Here is a 16,383-nt window from a genome sequence, read left to right on the forward strand (position 1 = left end):
CAGTAGCGGAACAGAACGATCGTTATCAATGCTTGTCACCTGCGGAGGAAACACATGAGTCGGTTGATTCACCGAGCGGCAGGCTGGAGCGGTGCGGGTGTCCTGGTGCTGATGGCCATCGGCTTCGTGGGCCTGGCCCGGTTCTTTCCGCCTCCGTCACCGGCCTTGAGCGCGGAACAGACGGCCGCCATCATCATCGGCCACGCATCGTTCATCCGCTGGGGCATGATCCTCACGATGGTCGCCGCGGTACTGCTGGGCATCTTCGCGGTCTCGATCGCCGTGCAGATGCGCCGCATCGAAGGCCGGTTTCCCATTCTGTCGATGACCGAGTTCGGCCTGGGGATGCTGTTTGTGCTCGAATTCCTTTACCTGCTGTTCTTTTGGCAGACTGCGACTTTCCGGGCTGACCGGGATCCGAAACTCATCGAGCTACTCAACGATATGGCGTGGATTCCGTTCGTCGGACTGACCGGGACTGCCGCCGTGCAGGTCGCGTGCTTCGGTGTCGCCATCCTCATCGACCGTCGGCCGGTTCCGGTATTCCCCCGCTGGCTCGGCTACTGCAACCTGTGGGTGGCGCTGATCTTTTGCGCCGGTACGTTCAACGTGTTCTTCAAGACGGGGCCGTTGGCGTGGAATGGCATCTTGGCGTGGTGGCTGCCCGTCCTGGTGTTCGCGGTGTGGCTGATCGTCGTCACGATCTACCTGCGCAAGGCGATTGACTCACACATCGACGAGGTTGACACAGCACCGTCGAACAAAGAACTGGCCGTGCAGCTCGATGATCTCCAAGGCCAAGTCAGGCAACTACTTTCGCAGGCTTCGCCGAAGCTGTAGTTATCGACACAAACCGCGAGTGGGGATGTCGATAACAACAGGCTCGGCGAACGGAGTGCCGAGCTGATCTGCTATCGGGTCACAGTGACTTCCGCGGCGAGCAACCGGTCGAGATCTGCTCGCATTCGGTCGATTTCGGACGGTGCGTCATCGGCCATCGTGTCGACGGCCTTGGACAGATAGAACGGATTGATGATCAGCCAGGTCGCGAACACCCCCAGCGGGATGTACCAGGCGATGATGCCGTTCCAGGCCAGCGGACCATCCTTGAAGAAGACGTTGAACGTGCCGGGCGTGAACATCAACGCCACCCACAGGTTGTAGTAGCCCAGCCAGCGCGGGAAGATCGGCCGCTCGCGCCGGTCCATCAGCACCGCGATGCCGAAGCAGGCGACCTGGACCACCGCCGTCGACGTCAGCCCGACGAACGGGATCCAGGCCATATCGTTGAGCAGCTGGATGAGCTCGGGCGCCCGATCCACCCGGAAAGTCGCTGTTTGCCAGAAGAACAGCAGATAGATGAACTCCAACACGAAGATCGCGCCCAACCCGAACTGGATCATCGCCAGCGCCGGAAAACGACCCTCGATACGGCGCATGTGCACGGCCATCGACACCGCGTACGTCATCAGCAACGACGACGCGAACATCCCGAGGATCATCCCCCACCGGATCCGCGTCCGGTTTTCGATGATGAATTGAGCTGTCTCTACGGCACTTTGACCGGGTGACGGGGTCGGCACGAACCGGGCGATCGCGACCAGGCCGATCACCATGAGGATCAGGCAGAGCGTGCCGCTCCACGCGCAGAACTTGTGGACCGTGCGATTCACCATGTCCTCCTAGCCGAGCAGATACATTCCGACCAGCAGTCCTAACAAGACGACGCAGTACCCCTCGAAGATTCCGCGTAGCGCGATAGGCGCTTCCCGCAGCTCCATGAAGTACAGGCCCACGAGCCGGATCTTGAAGACTGCGACGACGAAGATGACCAGGCTCGCCGGAACGTGTCCACCGCCGCCCAGACCATGCTGGGTGCCGAGCGCCCAGGAGATGACCGTCAGCGTCGTCAGGGCCAGCCACGCGGCCGACGCATTGCTCCGTACCAGAGTCTTCATGATCACCGCACCAGGAACAGCAGAGGGAAGATGACGATCCACAGCAGATCGACCATGTGCCAGAAACACCCACCGCCCTCGAAGAACGCGACGTGGGTGCGAGACGGCGCCGGATTGCGCGCCAGTCGCGACAACGCCAGCAGGACCGCAAGCCCGATGACCACGTGCGCCAGGTGCAAGCCGGTCAGCACGAAGTAGTACATGAAGAACTCGTTGGTGCTCGGCGTGATACCCGCGCTGATCTTCTCGTGGTACTCGAAGACTTTGACGATCACGAAGCAACATCCGACGGCGAACCCGGCCAGCGTCAGCCGCGGCGCCAGCGGCCGCAGTCGCTCGGACCGCAACGCTGCGACCGCGAACACCACCAGCACCGAACTCGTCAGCAACACGAGGGTGTTGATGGCACCGAAGTTCCGATTGAGGGCGTTCTGCGACTCAGCGAACAGCTCGCGGTTGGCCCCGCGCCGGTGCAGGTACACCACGAACAGCACCGTGAAGACGAGCATGTCGCCGAAGAGCAGCACCCAGATACCGGCTTCACCGGGGATGTGCTTGCCAGGTGGGGCGGACTCGGTGGCGGCGTGCTCCGACTGTCCGATCACCTCCGATGCGGACATGCGCAACGCCTCCTCAGTCTTTGAGATTGGTTGTCTCATATTCTATGTGTGGCAGATAACACAGTCAATATACGGCGAGTGCTTCTATCACCGGAGATGCTCGACAATCCTTGACAGCCCTCTCGGGCGAGCCCTATTTTTGAGATTAGCTATCTGAAATTGGTCTAAGGAGCGAAATGATGACCACCAGCCGAAGCCGATTCTCGGAACAGAGCCAGCGTGCCATCTTGTGGTGGGGTATCGCGCTCGCCGTCATCTACACGCTGTCACTGATTTTCCTGCTCCAGCAAGTGCCGACCAAGAACCCCGCGTGGACCGCCGAGCAAATCGCGCAGTGGTACGCCGCCAACCAGACCAAGATCAAATGGGGCGCGGTGATCTGCAGCTGGACCGGTGCCTTCATGATGCCGATCCTCGCGGTCATCACCATCCAGATGGCCCGCGTGGAGACCGGCGGCTGGAAGATCTGGAGCGCGCTCTCACTGGTGAGCGGCGCAATGATGTCGCTGTTCCTGATGCTTCCGCCGATGTTCTGGGGCGTGGCCGCCTACACCGCGCCCCGCAAGGATCCCGAAGTCACCGCGCTGATGCACGAATTGGCGACCCTGACGCTCACGACGACCGACCAGTACTACATCTTCATGTGGGTCGGCGTGACCGTGATCTGCCTGCGCCCGGCCACCCAACTGGTCAAGAACAATCCGTTCCCGCGCTGGTGGGGCTGGATGTCGTTGTGGATCACCATCATGTTCGAGGCCGGCGCCATTGCCTTCATCCCGCGCAGCGGCCCGTTCGCCTGGAACGGCCTGCTGGTGTTCTGGTCCCCGTTGACATTGTTCGGCGTGTGGATCACCGTGCAGAGCTACCTGACGTTCCGCGCCATCCGCCTGCAGTCCGCCGATCCTGAGCCCGCACCGGTCACCGACCCGCGCGAAGCCGCAACGGTTTTCTAAAAGCTCAGGCGGTGAGCTGCTCCCACAGGGCAGCTTCATCGGCAGCGAGCGCCGCCGCCCCGAGCCGCGCACACCAGCGAAGTTCCGACTGATCCGCATCGCGCTGCGCCCAGAGCGTGCGGGTGTAGCGGTGCAGGCCGTACTCGGTGGTGATCCCGACGGCGCCGTGTAGTTGATGTGCGGTGCGCGCCACCGCGGTCGCGGATTGTGCCGCAGCGATGCGCGCGCTCGCCACCGCCCCAAGGCGCCGCAGGTCCGTGGCACCGGGATCGCATGACGTCGCCAACGCGCGGCGCAATGCCGATTCCGCGGTCCGGATGCCGACGACCATATGCGCCAAACTGGTTGAGACCGCTGAGATCTTGATCAGCGGTGCACCGAACTGATGACGCTCCATCACGTACTGTTTGGTCATTTCATAGGCACCCCAGCACGCCCCGATCAGCGATGCCGACCGCGCCAGTACGAGCCGCTCCATGACGGCGTCGGGCGTGATCCCCGGATGGGTGCACGGCGCATCGGCAAGACGCACCCGGCCGGCCGGCCGGCCGGCGATGTCCACCACCGGATCGACATCGGCATCGGCGAGTTCGAATACCGCGACATCCGATTCTCCGACGACGACCACACGGCGGGCCGACGGTGCGAACGTCACGATCCCCAAACCGGAATCGGCACTGACCGTGACGGTGTCGAATAGGCCGTCGTCGGCGGGACCGACCGCGAAGGCGGCAACCGCCGCTTCGACTATCGGGGTGTCGAGGCCGGCCCTGGCCAACTCGCGGATCACCACCAGAAGATCGCTGAGCTCACCACCGGAACCGCCTGCCTCCTCGGCAATTCCGATTCCAGTAAGACCCAATTCCTGAACCTTCGACCAGACACCGGGCAGCTGCCCGTCCACGGCCGGCACCGCATCCTTGGCCAGATCACGGACCAGGTCGGTCAATTCGTCGGCAAACTCGCTCATGGTGCGGTCTGACTCCTGACTTCGCTCTTGGCGATGATGGACAACAACACATCGGACGAACCACCGCGAATGCTGAAACCCGGGGCTGCACAGAGCGCCTGGGCGAGCGAATCATTGTGTGCCACGCCGAATCCGGCGCGCCGGGCGAACTCGATGACATCGACCTCGAACTCGGTGCCCAGGTACTTCAGGCTGGCGGCCTCGGTGATCGGCGCACGACCGGCGTCGAGCGCTTCCGCGATCTCCCAGCACTGGCGCCGCAGCACCGAAAGCCGGGCCACCAGCTCCCCCAGTTCGGCGTCGAACCGGCCTTCGCCGGCTTCGCGGAGCTCTTGCATGACCTCACGTAGCAGCGGGTAGGTGCTCAAAACCCGTTCAGGGCCGCCCCGTTCAAACGACAACTGCTCGGTGACCTGCCGCCAGCCATTGCCCACTTCGCCGATCAACCAGCCGTCGGGAACGAAGACGTCGGTGAACGACACCTCGTTGAAGTGATGCTCGCCGGACATGTCCCAGATCGGCGACACCTCGACACCATCACTGGCCATGTCAACGACGAACTCCGACAACCCTTCGTGCTTGCGGCCAGACGCGTCGGTCCGGGCAAGCAGGTAGGCGTGGGTGGCGTGGTGTGCCTGACTCGTCCATGTCTTACGGCCGTTGACCCGCCATCCGCCGTCGACCTTGACGGCTGTGGTGTGTACGGCCGCCAGATCAGAGCCTGCCTCCGGCTCGCTCATCCCGAGACAGAAGAGGTATTCGGCGGCAACGATTCCCGGCAACAGCTCGTGCTGGAGCTCGGGCGTGCCGTACCGCAGAATCGTCGGGCCGATCTGCCGGTCACCGATCCAGTGCGCGGCCACCGGAGCTCCGGCCCGCAACAGTTCCTCGGTGACGGCCAAGCGTGAGCGGGCATCCAGTCCGGCTCCGCCGAATTCCGTCGGCCAGGTCAGCCCGATGAGACCGCGGGCAGCCAGCTCGCGAGAGAACTCGAGATCGAACGAGCGCAGCCAGCAGTCGCTGCGCGGGACATAGCGACCGGCTGCCAGCCACTCGGCGGTCAAGTCACGAACGGTCTGCCGAAGATCGGTGACGGTACGGGCCGGATCGAGGACGCTCATCGTGCCGCGAAAATCGGGGCGCGGCGTTCGGTCGACGCACGCACGCCTTCGGCGAAGTCCGCGGTGTCCCGCAGCCAGGACTGTTCTGCCCGTTCATGTTCCGTCGCGACGCCAACAGCGTCCGCCAAGCCCTGGCGCAAGGTCTCGCGGATGCTGCGAACCGCCAGCGGCGCGGCGGTGGCGATCTCGCCGGCCAGTGCGATGGCGGCATCCCGAATCTCGGCGTCGGTCCCGACAAGACGGTCGGCCAGTCCGATCCGGTACGCCTCGGCGCCGTCCAACCGCCGGCCCGTGATCAACAGGTCCGCGGCATGTTGGGACCCGACCACCCGCGGCAGTGTCACGGTCATACCGAATCCGTGGTGCAGGCCGATGCGGGAGAAGTTCGCGGCGAACCGCGACGACGGGCCGGCGACCCGGAAATCCGCCGCCAGGGCCAACCCGAGTCCGCCGCCGACAGCGGCCCCCTGCACCGCCGCGACGATCGGAAGTGCGGCCTCGAAGAGCCGTACCGCCGCCGCATACAGCCGCCGCGCGCCCTCGTCGGCCGACACCTCGGCCGCGCCGCTGACTCCACCGAAATCCGCACCGGCACAGAAGTTCTTGCCTTCGGAGGCCAGCACCAGAACGCGGGCGGCGTCGGATTGTGACAGTTCGTGCGCCGCCGAGGCGATCGCCTCGATGAGGTCGGCGTCGAAGAAGTTGTTCGGCGGTCGCCGGATCTCCAACACGCCGACGCCGCCGGATAGCAATTCGATACCGAGATCGGTAGTCATGACTGAACCCCAAACTATTTTGAGTTTACTCGTCTCAAATAATAGTCACGGGCGTTGACGCGGTCAATCCGGTCGGTTTGTGGTCATGCACCTTCCGGCAGGACCAGCGATACCGCCACGCGCGCAATGTCTTCGATCTCGAAGCCGTCCTCGGGCCGATACCAGCGAGACACCCACAGGCACATGCCGAGCAACAGCCGGGTGGTGGTGCCGACGTCAGCCTGTTCGAGGACGCCCTCGGCCATCGCCTCTTCGACGCAATTGCGCCACGTCGCCTCGTAATCCCGGCTCCAGGCATGCCAGCGCTCGAAGACATCCGCGGGCAGACCCTCACCGCCGAAGAACACCGGCATGTAGCCGCGCATACGCACCGCGGCCTCGACTTGCATGCCGATCAGACGGATCAGCTTGTCCCGCACTGAGACCTCGGAATCCACCACGTCCGACATGACCTCGGTCTGCTGACGCGTAGCCCGCTCGAACATGATCCCGACCAAGTCCTCCTTGGTCGGGACCAGTCGATACAGCGTGGCCCGCGACACGTCGAGTCGTTCGGCCGCGCCGACTATCGAGATAGCCTTCTCGCCGCCGTCGATGACCAGGCCGGCCACGGCGTCCGCCACCGCATCGAGGTCGATCACCGTGCGAGGCCGGCCCCGCGGCCGCGGACTATCCGCAGGCGGGTCCTCAGGGTGCTGCCCCGGCATGGGTCGACCTCCCGCATCTAATCTGAGACTGGTGGACTCAGAATAGATGACGATCGGCCGTGCGGATGCTTAAGCGTCTTGCCAGACCGGTGGGCGCTTTTCCACAAACGCCCGGGCACCCTCGGCGGCATCAGCAGAATCACGCACCGGATCGGTGTAGCGGCGCTGCAACGCAAAGCCGTCGGAGCCATCCCAATGCACCGCGTTGACGGCCACCGCCTTGGCGGCGCGCACGGCCATCGGCGCGTTGGCGGCGATGGTGTGGGCGACCTCGATGGCCCTGGCCAGGGCGGTGCCCGCCGGCACGACGTGGTTGACGAGTCCGACCTGATAGGCCCGGTCGGCGGTGATCGGTGAACCGGTCATGATCATTTCCAGAGCCACTGCCCTGGGGATCCGGCTGGGCAGCCGGAGCACACCGCCTGCGGTGGCGACCAACCCGCGGGCCACCTCGGGAAGTCCGAGCTTGGCGTTGTCGGCGACGACGATGACATCCGCCGACATCGCGATCTCGAGGCCACCGCCGAGGGCGGCACCCTCGACCGCCGCGATCATCGGTTTGGCCGGCGGCTTCTCCACGATCCCGAAGGCACCGCGCGTGGCGGTGATGGGCCGCTGGTTCGTCGCGGTCAGCGCCTTGAGATCCATCCCCGCGCTGAAGATGCCGTTGCGCCCGGTGATGACGATCGCCCGGATCTCCGACCGGGCTTCGAAATCGTCGAGCGCGGCCGCGATCTCCTCGGCCGTGGGCAGGTCGATCGCGTTGCGGACGGCAGGCCTGTTGATCGCGAGGATGCCGACATTCTGTTCGACGTCGACCTCGATGTTCATCGGGGTGCCATCCGGATCGCCCCGTCCAACCGGATGGTCTCGCCGTTGAGCATGCCGTTCTCGATGATGGCCAGCGCCAGGTGGGCGAACTCGCCGGGATCACCGAGCCGGCTGGGGTGCGGGACGGTCGCGGCCAGCGAGTTGCGCACCGGCTCGGACAATCGCGCCAACAAGGGGGTGTCGAAAGTCCCCGGGGCGATGGTGTTGACGCGGATCTGCTTGCCTGCCAGGTCACGCGCCGCGACGATGGTCATGCCCACCACGCCGGCCTTGGACGAGGCGTAGGGAATCTGCCCGATCTGGCCTTCGAATGCCGCCACCGACGCCGTCATGATCACGACACCGCGATCACCGTCGAGGGGTTCGTTGCCCGCCATCCGGGCGGCCGCCAGCCGCAGCACGTTGAACGACCCGATGAGGTTGGTCGTCACGATCTCGGTGTAGAGCTCCAGCGAACCCGGTTCGCCGTTCTTGTCCACGACCCGGACCGGGCCACCGCGTCCGGCGCAGTGCACCACCGCGCGGACCGGTCCCGCCTCGGCGGCCAGATCCAGGGCTGCGGTCACCTCATCGGTGCTGCGGACATCCGCCGGCGAAAAACGCGCACGCGGACCGAGTTCGGCGGCCACGGACTCCCCCGCCGATGTCGGCAGGTCGACGATGACCACGTGCGCTCCGTGGTCGAGAAGCCGCTTGACGGTGGCCAGGCCGAGACCCGATGCGCCGCCTGTCACCACCGCGGATGCGCCGTCAATGTTCATGGGACTGCCTTTCACTGAGATGGAACGGACCTGCACACACCGACACGCCGATCCGGCAGTGTTTCTACCGGATCGGCGGAGTTCGTGGCGGTGATCAGGCCCGGCTGGAGAACCCGGCGTCGACGCGGAACTCGGTACCGGTGATGAACTGACCGGCATCGGAGACCAGGTGCATGATCGAGTTGGTCACGTCCTCGGGCTCCAACAGCCCGTTGGGCAACGGGAACGGGTTCTGCATGATGGCTGCGACTTCGGGATATTCCTGGACGAACCGGGCGAAGGCCTCGTTGGCCACCATCGGCGAATTGACTCCGGTCGGGTGCACGGTGTTGACCCGAATCCCGTCCTTGGCAAGGACATTCGACCAACCGCGCATCAGGCCCACCACGCCGTGCTTGGCGGCGATGTAGCCCTGGATGCCGGGGGAACCGTCGGACAGGCCGCCGGTCAGGCCGGCCGTCGAGCTCGTGATCACGATCGACCCGCCGCGCCCGCCGGCCCGCACGTGCGGAATCGACGCTTCGACGGTGTTGTAGACCCCGTTGAGCATCACGTCGATGCCGACATCCCAGGCGGCGCGACGCAGTCGGTGCTCACCGGTGATCGCCATGACACCCGCATTGGCGAGCACGATGTCCAGTCGGCCGAGCTGCGCGACACCGGAGTCGACGACGTTCTTCACGGCGTCGTAGTCGCGGACGTCGGCGACCTCGAGGATCGCCGTGCGCCCGAATTTCTCGATCAGGGCCTTGGTTTCGTCGAGATCGGCCGGAGTGGCCAGTGGGTATTCAACGGCGTCGTCGTCGGCGCAGATATCGAATCCGATGATGTCGGCGCCCTCTTCGGCAAGGCGCACGGCGTGAGAACGTCCCTGCCCACGCGCCACTCCCGAGATGAACGCGACCTTTCCTTCGGCCAGCCCCATATCCCGATCTCCTTGTTCTGGACTCATTTTTAAGTCGTGCTGTCTCATAATTGCCTACAGCCCCAGTCTGTGTCAACGCTCACAAGGCGGTTCTCATGAAAACGATCGTTATCGTTACGGCTAAGCTGAGGTCATGTCCGAGCGCTCCGATTATTACGATCCGCGTGAACCCTGGTGGTTACCCGCAGGTGATTCCGACGCGGACTGGCTGTCCTGGGTTCACACGCTGCCGTTCTGCCGGGATCTGGGCCTGGAGTGCGAGGAGTTCACCTCTGATCTCGCCGTGTTCCGGATGGCTCGACCTGTCCTCACCCCCAACCCGAACGGAGCGGTCAACGGCGGCATCGTCGTCGCCGCGGCCGATCAGGTGATGGGCGCGATGGCCATGCGGGTCAGCGAACCCGGCCAACTTCCCGCCACCGGTTCACTGCACATCCAGTACCACCTCCCCGCACTCGCCCCGCTACTGTTCCGTGCCACGCCACTCGGCGGTGGACGGCGGATGAAGTTCATCGAAGTGGTCGTCGAAGATGCGAACGGAAATCGCTGCGCCACCAGTCACGGAACGATGGTTGCGGGCGGCTCCTCCGCCGTCCGGCTGGACTGAGGCACATTGCCCTTCGATTACTGAGACGTTAGTGTCCTAAAATCGGATCGCCCAGAACACGAGGTGTCTTCATGCCAGAAACAACGTTCAGCCCGCGCCAGCTCGTCACCGATTTCTACAACGCGCTATCGGCCGCCGATACCGAAACGATCGTGCGCGCGATCGAGAATCGATTCGCCGAGAACGCGGCGATCGAATGGCCCCCGTCATTGCCCCACGGTGGTCGGATCGAGGGTGCCCGACGGTTGCGCGGGGTGTTCAGCGCATCAGCCAACCCGGACGCCCCCGCCGGCGCCAAGAATCTGCGGCTGGTCAACGCGATCGGTGACGGCGACGAAGTGGTCGCCTGGATCACCTTCGACTGGCTGCAGCCGGGAAGTGCTGCCCCCGTGGCCAATCAGGCCTTGGAGCTGTGGCGATTCACCGACGGCCAGGTGCAGGAGATCCGGGCGTTCTACTGGGATACCGACGCGATCTCGGCGCCCCAGCCCGCCTGACCGCCCACGCCGACTCGACTGGAGGAGAACCATGACACGACAAGCCGTCATCATCGATGCGGTCCGCTCACCGATGGCGAAAGGCAAGGCGCCCAAGGACGGTAAGCCGGGCGGCGCGCTGTCCGGTGTTCACCCGGTCGAGTTACTCGGCCAGGTCATCGCGGCCCTCGTCGAGCGGACCGGCATCGATCCGGCAACCGTGGACGACGTGATCGCCGGGTGCGTGAGTCAGGTCGGTGAGCAGTCCGGCCCGGTCGGCCGGTGGGCCTGGCTGGCGGCCGGGCTCCCCGAGACGGTGCCATCGGTCGCGGTTCACCGGGCGTGCGGTTCGAGTCAGCAGGCGGCCGACTTCGCCGCCCAGTCGGTGATCGCGGGCGCGTGTGACATCGTCATCGCGGCCGGCGTCGAGTCGATGAGTCGCATCCCGATGTTCACCGCCCGGATCGGCCAAGATCCCTACGGCCCGTCGGTCGCCGACCGCTACGCTCCCGGGCTTGTGCCGCAGGGGGTTTCGGCTGAGCTGATCGCGTCCCGGTGGAAGCTCGACCGCGAGGCCCTCGACGAATTCTCCGCGCGCTCGCACCGCAACGCCGCGGCAGCGGACTTCAGCGCCGAGATCGTCGGCATCACGACACCCGACGGTGTGGTGAGCACTGACGAGACCGTCCGGCCGGCCACCACTGTCGACGGCCTCGGCGCCCTGAAGCCGTCGTTCTATTCCGATGACATGGCGGCCCGGTTCCCGGAAATCACCGACTGGTCGATCACCGCGGGCAATTCCTCCCAGCTGGCTGACGGCGCGGCCGCGGTACTGATCATGGCCGATGACACCGCGGAACGTCTCGGCCTCACACCGCGGGCTCGGTTCCACGGCTTCGGTCTGGCCGGCGACGATCCGCTGACCATGCTGACCGGTCCGCTCCCGGCGACCGAGAAGGTATTGCGCCGAACCGGTTTGACGATCGACGAGATCGATCACTACGAGATCAACGAGGCGTTCGCGCCGGTGCCGATGGCGTGGGCCCAGCACTTCGGCGCCGATCCCGACAAGGTCAATCCCCGCGGCGGGGCGATCGCGCTCGGCCATCCGCTCGGGGCGTCCGGTGCCCGGCTGCTGACGACGATGCTCTACGCGCTGGAAAGCACCGGCGGTCGCTACGGACTGCAGTCGATGTGCGAGGCCGGCGGAATGGCCAATGCCACGGTGATCGAACGGCTGTGACGGCCCTGGCACGACGGCCGGATCCGACCTCGGACCACGCGGCCTTCCGGGAGAGCGCGCGCCGGTTCGTCGCCAGCAATGTCACGCCGAACCTGGCTGACTGGCGGCGGGACGGCGCCGTCTCTCGGGACGTGTTCAGCGCCGCGGGGGCGCACGGCTTCCTCGGCACCTGCGCGCCCGAGGAGTTCGGTGGCGGCGAGGCCGGCGACTACGCGTTTCTCGCGGCGCTGATCGAGGAGACCGTCGACGCCGGGTCGATCGGCTTGGCTCTCCTATGGGCGCTCCACGCGGGTGTGGTGATTCCCACGCTGCTCGGCCATGGCGGCTTGGAACTCCGGCAGCGGCTGCTGCCCGGCTTGGTATCCGGCGACACCGTCGCCGTCGCGGCGGGCAGTGTCGACGGACATGCGGTGATCGGCGCCCGGCTTGCCGACATTGTCCTCGTGACGGGCGACGGCGAGGCGGCTCTGCTGTCCGCCACCGGCCCGAGCGCATCGACCATCCCGTCGCCGGCCAGTCTGGCCGCGCCCGAAATCGGCTGCGCCGAAATCGTGATCGGATCGACCGACCCGGATAACCTCACCCCGTTGCCCGGATCCGGTGATGGGCCGCGGCGCGATATCGACCTGTGGATCGCCGTGGTGGCTCTCGCGGCCGCTCGCCGGTCGATGGAGCTGGCGGTGGAATACGCCGAGAGCCGGCGGGTATTCGGGAAGCCGCTTGCCCAATTCGAGAACACGCAGATGCGCCTGGCCGAGATCGCAGCTGAACTGCGCTCGGCCACAACATATGTCGACCAATGTGTGTCGGCACGGTCGGCTTCTGACCTGAGTGTCACCGATGCCGCGGCAGTCCGCGAGGTCGCTGTCCGGCTGGCCGGCCGGGCCGCCGATCAGAGCCTGCAGCTGCACGGCGGATACGGATACATGCGGGAGTACCCGATCGCGCAGGCGTTCGCCGACACCCGTTTTCTGTCCACCGCGGCGCAGGGGTTCTCCGACTCGCGCCGGGTGGTGGCGACGGGCCTGTTCAGCGACCGGTGAACTCCGGCGCCCGGCCTTCCTGAAACGCGGCGATCCCCTCGAGCAGGTCGCTACTGGTCAGCGTCTGATCCTCCAGCTCGAAGGCGAGATCGACGACCTCAGCGGCCCGCTGCTTCGCGAGATGGTTGAGTGCTTTCTTGGTGCCCTGCACAGCCATTGGCGGCAGTGCCGCGATGCGCTCTGCAATCAGTCGCGCGGCAGGGAGTGCCTGATCCGGCTCGTCCACCAGATCGGTGACGAGACCGATCTGGTAGGCGGTCTCTGCGTCTAACGCGTCGCCGGTCAGCAGGTGCCGTTTGGCGCGGAGCAATCCGGCGGCGTGCGGCCACACCAGGCAGCCACCGTCACCGGCCACCAGCCCGATCTGCACATGGGTGTCGGCGAGCTTCGCGCGCTTGGCGGCGACGACGACGTCGCACATCAATGCCACCGTGGCCCCGAGCCCGATGGCCGCGCCCTGGACCGCGACGACGACGGGCTGTCGCAGATCGAGGAAGGCGCGCAACAGATCCTGGCCGGCGGCCACCGTGTCGGCACGCACCGTGTCGTCATCGTGTGCGGCCCGCATCAGCGCGAAGTCACCGCCCGCGGAGAATGCCGGACCGGTCGAGCCGAGCACGATCGCGCGCACGCGGTCGTCGTCGCCGAGACGACGCAACGCCGAGGCGAGTTCGACCTGGAGCAGGTTGTCGAATCGGTTACGCAGGTCGGGCCGGGTGAGCGTGATCTCCCAGACCCCGGCGCCGCGGTCCGCCAGCTCCAGGCCGTGGAATTCCGGATTCATCTGTCCCTCTTCCCTATTATTAAGACTGATTGTATCATTATTGCGAATGGAGGTGGCTCGCCGTATGCCCATGATCGATGTGGAAGATCAAGTGCGCGTTCATGTTCAGGATCTCGGCGATGGACCTGCCGTGGTGTTCATCTCCGGCTTCGGACTCGATCACGAGCTGTGGGACCGCCAGGTTCGCGTGCTCACCGACGCCGGATACCGCACCATCTGCATCACGCAGCGCGGCCACAGCCAATCCGACCACCCCCTGCACGGCTATGACATCGATCGGCTCAGCGGTGACGTCTTGGCTGTCCTCGCCGCCCTTGACGTCGACTCCGCCGTGATCGTCGGGCATTCCTTCGGCGGGCAAGTGGCCTTCCACACCGCCGCACTCGCGCCCGAGTTGGTGACCCGGCTGGTGCTCGTCGGCTCGAATGCCGTACGAGCCAGCCGAAGCGAGGAATTCCCGTTCGGCGCGCCGCCCGACGACGTCGTCGCGCAGATGGTCAGAGCCGAAGAGACCGACCGGGTGGCGGCCCGATACCAGCTGATCCAGACGAACTTCGCCGTCGAACCCGATCCGCGCGTGGTCAATTGGTTGATGGGCACGTGGATGCGGATGCCGACCTGGTCGGCGATCGCCTGCTACAACACCTTGCTGCGCACGGATCTCATTGGTGAGATCGGAGCGGTGCGCCAGCCTGTGCTCCAGATCAACGGCACCGGTGACCGGGTGCATTCGACCAAGGGCTCGCATTGGCTCAAGTCCCAGTTATCGGACTCGACGATGGTCGAACTCGAATGCGGGCACTTCCCGATGCTGGAGTCTCCCGACGAGTTCGACAAGGTGCTCGTCAACTTCCTGGTGAGCTAGTCAAGCACCCGCAGGGCGCTCAGTCCGAGTCGCACGAGCAGCTCCTCGGCATGCGGAGCCGCCCGCCCGCCCGGTGGCCGAAATGCCTCCGACAGCAACAGCAATTGGACCCCGCGCGTCGCGGTGACGAGTTCATCCGTCGAGGCTCCGGGGTAGCAGCGGTGCAGACAGCTCACCCACCGTTCGGTCACCCGCTTGTGTCTACGGTCGTGCTGGTCGCGGTAACGTTGGGCCAGCGAGCGCTGTTCGCGCATCCAAATCGCGACGAGGCGCTCGTGACTGGCGACCAGACCGGCGAACGCACGCAGCAGCCGCTCCAGATCCGCATGCGGATCGTCGGCAGGTTCGCCGATCCGCAGGAGCAGCGTGTCGAGAACCTTGTCGAACAACGCCGCCAGGATGGCGTCCTTGTTCGGGAAGTACCGATAGATCGCCGATCCGCTGGTGCCTGCGGCCTTGCCGATCTCGTCGACACCGACGCCGTCAAAGCTGCGTTCGAAGAACAACCGCTCGGCGGCCGCGAGAATCTGTTCTTCGCGGGAGATCGTGTGGGTCGGAGCCGATCGTGTGGAGCCCATGGCTCACAGGCCCAGATCCTGGCCGATGATGACCTTCATGATTTCGCTTGAGCCACCGTAGATTCGGCTGACGCGTCCGTCGAGGAAGGCATTGCCCATCGGTGAATCGCTGTCCCACACGCTTCCCGGATCCCACAGGCCGAGGCACCGGTCGACGACCCTGCCCTGCATCTCGGTGCAGTACAGCTTCGCTACCGCGGCGTCCCGGCTCGTCAATCGGTCGGCGATATGGGCGGCCAGCGACTGATCGATCAGCGCCTGCCCCGCCGCCACCTCCGAAGCGCTCTGCGCCAGCGTGAACTTCGACTCTTGGCCGAGGTCTCCGCGAGACCGCTTCTCCCGCAACATCTCTGCTGTCCAGGAGACCGCAGCGGACGCCGCAGCCTGAGAGTTGATCGCGATCGACAACCGCTCCTGGGCGAGATTGGACGTCAGGTAGGCGAACCCTTCGTTCTCCCTGCCCAGCAGGTTCTCTGCGGGCACCGCCATATCGGTGAATGACATCTCGGCCAGGTCCTGGGCTTTCAGCCCGAGCTTGTCGAGCTTGCGGCCGCGCTCGAAACCTTGGGTGCCTGTGTCGACCAGCAACAGGCTGATCCCGTTGCGTCCCGCCGACGGGTCGGTCTTGACCGCGAGGATCACCAGATCGGCTGCCGCACCGTTGGAGATGAAGGTCTTGGCGCCGTTGACCACGTAATGATCACCGTCACGATGAGCACGGGTCGCCATCGACTTCAGGTCTGACCCCGCCCCAGGCTCCGAAAGGCCGAGCGCGACGATCGCTTCTCCGGAGGCCAGTTTCGGCAACCAGGCCTGCTGCTGCGCCGGCGAACCGTGGTGCAGAAGGTAGGGCACGCAGATGTCGGTCTGCACCCGCAGCCCGCCGATCGCCATCCCGAGCGCCTGGATCTCTTCGGTGACGACCGCGCTGTGCCGGTAGTCCGAGCCCGGCAGGCCGCCGTACTGTTCCGGGATCCCGATCCCGAGGATGCCCAAGGCTGCGGCACCTTCCCAGAACCGCCGAGACGGCTTTCCCTCGTTGACCCAGTCCGGATAGTCCGGGAGCACCTCACGGGTGAGGAACTGGCGGACCGCACCGCGGAACCGCTGCTGGTCGGCGGTGAAGATCGGGCGCTCGACCTCGGTGGCCATCTCAATGGCTCCC

Annotated in this window: 20 protein-coding genes; 7 read left to right on the plus strand and 13 right to left on the minus strand. The window is 65.5% G+C overall.

Annotated elements, in window-relative coordinates; genetic code table 11:
• Positions 1 to 54 precede the first annotated feature (54 nt).
• The gene (locus EV580_RS22150; protein WP_133693636.1) at positions 55 to 840 is read left to right on the plus strand and encodes a hypothetical protein; all 786 of its coding nucleotides are present in this window, start codon (positions 55 to 57) and stop codon (positions 838 to 840) included.
• 71 nt (positions 841 to 911) lie between these two features.
• Here EV580_RS22150 and EV580_RS22155 read toward each other — a convergent pair whose 3' ends face one another.
• Genes EV580_RS22155 through EV580_RS22165 form a run of 3 tightly spaced genes read right to left on the minus strand, consistent with a single transcriptional unit; the run spans position 912 to position 2,578 of the window.
• A complete protein-coding gene (locus tag EV580_RS22155; protein WP_133693637.1) occupies positions 912 to 1,673 on the minus strand; it encodes a hypothetical protein in 762 nt (253 codons plus the stop codon).
• A 9-nt stretch (positions 1,674 to 1,682) separates the two neighbouring features.
• Complete coding sequence (locus tag EV580_RS22160) at positions 1,683 to 1,958, minus strand: cytochrome C oxidase subunit IV family protein (RefSeq protein ID WP_133693639.1); 276 nt, start codon at positions 1,956 to 1,958, stop codon at positions 1,683 to 1,685.
• A 2-nt stretch (positions 1,959 to 1,960) separates the two neighbouring features.
• Positions 1,961 to 2,578: a cytochrome c oxidase subunit 3 gene (locus EV580_RS22165; protein ID WP_133693641.1), complete on the minus strand. Its 618-nt coding sequence runs from the start codon at positions 2,576 to 2,578 to the stop codon at positions 1,961 to 1,963.
• A 179-nt stretch (positions 2,579 to 2,757) separates the two neighbouring features.
• Here EV580_RS22165 and EV580_RS22170 point away from each other — a divergent pair, with 179 nt between their 5' ends.
• The gene (locus tag EV580_RS22170; protein ID WP_133693643.1) at positions 2,758 to 3,531 is read left to right on the plus strand and encodes a hypothetical protein; all 774 of its coding nucleotides are present in this window, start codon (positions 2,758 to 2,760) and stop codon (positions 3,529 to 3,531) included.
• 4 nt (positions 3,532 to 3,535) lie between these two features.
• On the opposite strand, the gene EV580_RS22175 is transcribed toward EV580_RS22170, so the two are convergent.
• The 7 genes from EV580_RS22175 to EV580_RS22205 form a co-directional block, all read right to left on the minus strand.
• The gene (locus EV580_RS22175) at positions 3,536 to 4,501 is read right to left on the minus strand and encodes an acyl-CoA dehydrogenase family protein (protein WP_133693645.1); all 966 of its coding nucleotides are present in this window, start codon (positions 4,499 to 4,501) and stop codon (positions 3,536 to 3,538) included.
• Positions 4,498 to 5,622 carry an acyl-CoA dehydrogenase family protein gene (locus EV580_RS22180; protein ID WP_133693647.1) on the minus strand — a complete coding sequence of 375 codons (1,125 nt, stop codon included), beginning with the start codon at positions 5,620 to 5,622 and terminating at the stop codon, positions 4,498 to 4,500. Before EV580_RS22180 ends, EV580_RS22175 begins: the two co-directional genes overlap by 4 nt.
• On the minus strand, positions 5,619 to 6,398 hold the full coding sequence (locus EV580_RS22185) for an enoyl-CoA hydratase/isomerase family protein (RefSeq protein ID WP_133693649.1): 780 nt from the start codon (positions 6,396 to 6,398) through the stop codon (positions 5,619 to 5,621). Before EV580_RS22185 ends, EV580_RS22180 begins: the two co-directional genes overlap by 4 nt.
• Positions 6,399 to 6,481: 83 nt before the next feature.
• Positions 6,482 to 7,039, minus strand: a complete 558-nt coding sequence (locus EV580_RS22190) for a TetR-type transcription factor C-terminal domain-containing protein (RefSeq protein ID WP_286171746.1) — start codon at positions 7,037 to 7,039, stop codon at positions 6,482 to 6,484.
• A 135-nt stretch (positions 7,040 to 7,174) separates the two neighbouring features.
• Complete coding sequence (locus EV580_RS22195; RefSeq protein ID WP_133693653.1) at positions 7,175 to 7,936, minus strand: crotonase/enoyl-CoA hydratase family protein; 762 nt, start codon at positions 7,934 to 7,936, stop codon at positions 7,175 to 7,177.
• Positions 7,933 to 8,697, minus strand: coding sequence for an SDR family NAD(P)-dependent oxidoreductase (locus EV580_RS22200; protein WP_133693655.1), 765 nt, complete (start codon positions 8,695 to 8,697; stop codon positions 7,933 to 7,935). Before EV580_RS22200 ends, EV580_RS22195 begins: the two co-directional genes overlap by 4 nt.
• A gap of 94 nt (positions 8,698 to 8,791) precedes the next feature.
• The gene (locus EV580_RS22205; protein WP_133693657.1) at positions 8,792 to 9,622 is read right to left on the minus strand and encodes a mycofactocin-coupled SDR family oxidoreductase; all 831 of its coding nucleotides are present in this window, start codon (positions 9,620 to 9,622) and stop codon (positions 8,792 to 8,794) included.
• A 133-nt stretch (positions 9,623 to 9,755) separates the two neighbouring features.
• On the opposite strand from EV580_RS22205, the gene EV580_RS22210 reads away from it, so the two are divergent.
• From EV580_RS22210 to EV580_RS22225, 4 genes are all read left to right on the plus strand, one after another.
• Positions 9,756 to 10,229 (plus strand): PaaI family thioesterase, encoded by a 474-nt coding sequence (locus tag EV580_RS22210; RefSeq protein WP_133693659.1) that lies wholly within the window; start codon positions 9,756 to 9,758, stop codon positions 10,227 to 10,229.
• A gap of 71 nt (positions 10,230 to 10,300) precedes the next feature.
• Entirely contained in the window at positions 10,301 to 10,726 is a 426-nt protein-coding gene (locus tag EV580_RS22215; RefSeq protein ID WP_133693662.1) for a nuclear transport factor 2 family protein, read from the plus strand.
• Between the two features lie 31 nt (positions 10,727 to 10,757).
• On the plus strand, positions 10,758 to 11,948 hold the full coding sequence (locus tag EV580_RS22220) for a thiolase family protein (protein ID WP_133693664.1): 1,191 nt from the start codon (positions 10,758 to 10,760) through the stop codon (positions 11,946 to 11,948).
• Complete coding sequence (locus EV580_RS22225; RefSeq protein ID WP_166654835.1) at positions 11,945 to 12,991, plus strand: acyl-CoA dehydrogenase family protein; 1,047 nt, start codon at positions 11,945 to 11,947, stop codon at positions 12,989 to 12,991. The genes EV580_RS22220 and EV580_RS22225 overlap by 4 nt, the downstream gene beginning before the upstream one ends.
• Here the strand turns inward: EV580_RS22225 and EV580_RS22230 are convergent.
• On the minus strand, positions 12,978 to 13,775 hold the full coding sequence (locus EV580_RS22230; RefSeq protein ID WP_133693668.1) for an enoyl-CoA hydratase/isomerase family protein: 798 nt from the start codon (positions 13,773 to 13,775) through the stop codon (positions 12,978 to 12,980). The genes EV580_RS22225 and EV580_RS22230 overlap by 14 nt on opposite strands.
• Positions 13,776 to 13,839: 64 nt before the next feature.
• On the opposite strand from EV580_RS22230, the gene EV580_RS22235 reads away from it, so the two are divergent.
• The gene (locus tag EV580_RS22235) at positions 13,840 to 14,640 is read left to right on the plus strand and encodes an alpha/beta fold hydrolase (RefSeq protein ID WP_133693670.1); all 801 of its coding nucleotides are present in this window, start codon (positions 13,840 to 13,842) and stop codon (positions 14,638 to 14,640) included.
• On the opposite strand, the gene EV580_RS22240 is transcribed toward EV580_RS22235, so the two are convergent.
• Both EV580_RS22240 and EV580_RS22245 read right to left on the minus strand, forming a co-directional pair.
• Positions 14,637 to 15,218: a TetR/AcrR family transcriptional regulator gene (locus tag EV580_RS22240; protein ID WP_133693672.1), complete on the minus strand. Its 582-nt coding sequence runs from the start codon at positions 15,216 to 15,218 to the stop codon at positions 14,637 to 14,639. The genes EV580_RS22235 and EV580_RS22240 overlap by 4 nt on opposite strands.
• A 3-nt stretch (positions 15,219 to 15,221) precedes the next feature.
• Entirely contained in the window at positions 15,222 to 16,370 is a 1,149-nt protein-coding gene (locus EV580_RS22245; protein WP_133693674.1) for an acyl-CoA dehydrogenase family protein, read from the minus strand.
• Between the last annotated feature and the right edge of the window lie 13 nt (positions 16,371 to 16,383).

The organism is Mycobacterium sp. BK086 (assembly GCA_004362315.1).
GTDB lineage: Bacteria > Actinomycetota > Actinomycetes > Mycobacteriales > Mycobacteriaceae > Mycobacterium.

What these genes read in the sequence shown, in the direction of transcription:
- EV580_RS22215 (WP_133693662.1), top strand. Translation starts at nt 10,301, where the DNA reads ATGCCAGAAACAACGTTCAGCCCGCGCCAGCTCGTCACCGATTTCTAC.
- EV580_RS22170 (WP_133693643.1), top strand. Translation starts at nt 2,758, where the DNA reads ATGACCACCAGCCGAAGCCGATTCTCGGAACAGAGCCAGCGTGCCATC.
- EV580_RS22220 (WP_133693664.1), top strand. Translation starts at nt 10,758, where the DNA reads ATGACACGACAAGCCGTCATCATCGATGCGGTCCGCTCACCGATGGCG.
- EV580_RS22235 (WP_133693670.1), top strand. Translation starts at nt 13,840, where the DNA reads ATGCCCATGATCGATGTGGAAGATCAAGTGCGCGTTCATGTTCAGGAT.
- EV580_RS22240 (WP_133693672.1), bottom strand. Translation starts at nt 15,218, where the DNA reads ATGGGCTCCACACGATCGGCTCCGACCCACACGATCTCCCGCGAAGAA.
- EV580_RS22150 (WP_133693636.1), top strand. Translation starts at nt 55, where the DNA reads ATGAGTCGGTTGATTCACCGAGCGGCAGGCTGGAGCGGTGCGGGTGTC.
- EV580_RS22165 (WP_133693641.1), bottom strand. Translation starts at nt 2,578, where the DNA reads ATGTCCGCATCGGAGGTGATCGGACAGTCGGAGCACGCCGCCACCGAG.
- EV580_RS22160 (WP_133693639.1), bottom strand. Translation starts at nt 1,958, where the DNA reads ATGAAGACTCTGGTACGGAGCAATGCGTCGGCCGCGTGGCTGGCCCTG.
- EV580_RS22195 (WP_133693653.1), bottom strand. Translation starts at nt 7,936, where the DNA reads ATGAACATCGAGGTCGACGTCGAACAGAATGTCGGCATCCTCGCGATC.
- EV580_RS22205 (WP_133693657.1), bottom strand. Translation starts at nt 9,622, where the DNA reads ATGGGGCTGGCCGAAGGAAAGGTCGCGTTCATCTCGGGAGTGGCGCGT.
- EV580_RS22245 (WP_133693674.1), bottom strand. Translation starts at nt 16,370, where the DNA reads ATGGCCACCGAGGTCGAGCGCCCGATCTTCACCGCCGACCAGCAGCGG.
- EV580_RS22210 (WP_133693659.1), top strand. Translation starts at nt 9,756, where the DNA reads ATGTCCGAGCGCTCCGATTATTACGATCCGCGTGAACCCTGGTGGTTA.
- EV580_RS22200 (WP_133693655.1), bottom strand. Translation starts at nt 8,697, where the DNA reads ATGAACATTGACGGCGCATCCGCGGTGGTGACAGGCGGCGCATCGGGT.
- EV580_RS22230 (WP_133693668.1), bottom strand. Translation starts at nt 13,775, where the DNA reads ATGAATCCGGAATTCCACGGCCTGGAGCTGGCGGACCGCGGCGCCGGG.
- EV580_RS22175 (WP_133693645.1), bottom strand. Translation starts at nt 4,501, where the DNA reads ATGAGCGAGTTTGCCGACGAATTGACCGACCTGGTCCGTGATCTGGCC.
- EV580_RS22180 (WP_133693647.1), bottom strand. Translation starts at nt 5,622, where the DNA reads ATGAGCGTCCTCGATCCGGCCCGTACCGTCACCGATCTTCGGCAGACC.
- EV580_RS22185 (WP_133693649.1), bottom strand. Translation starts at nt 6,398, where the DNA reads ATGACTACCGATCTCGGTATCGAATTGCTATCCGGCGGCGTCGGCGTG.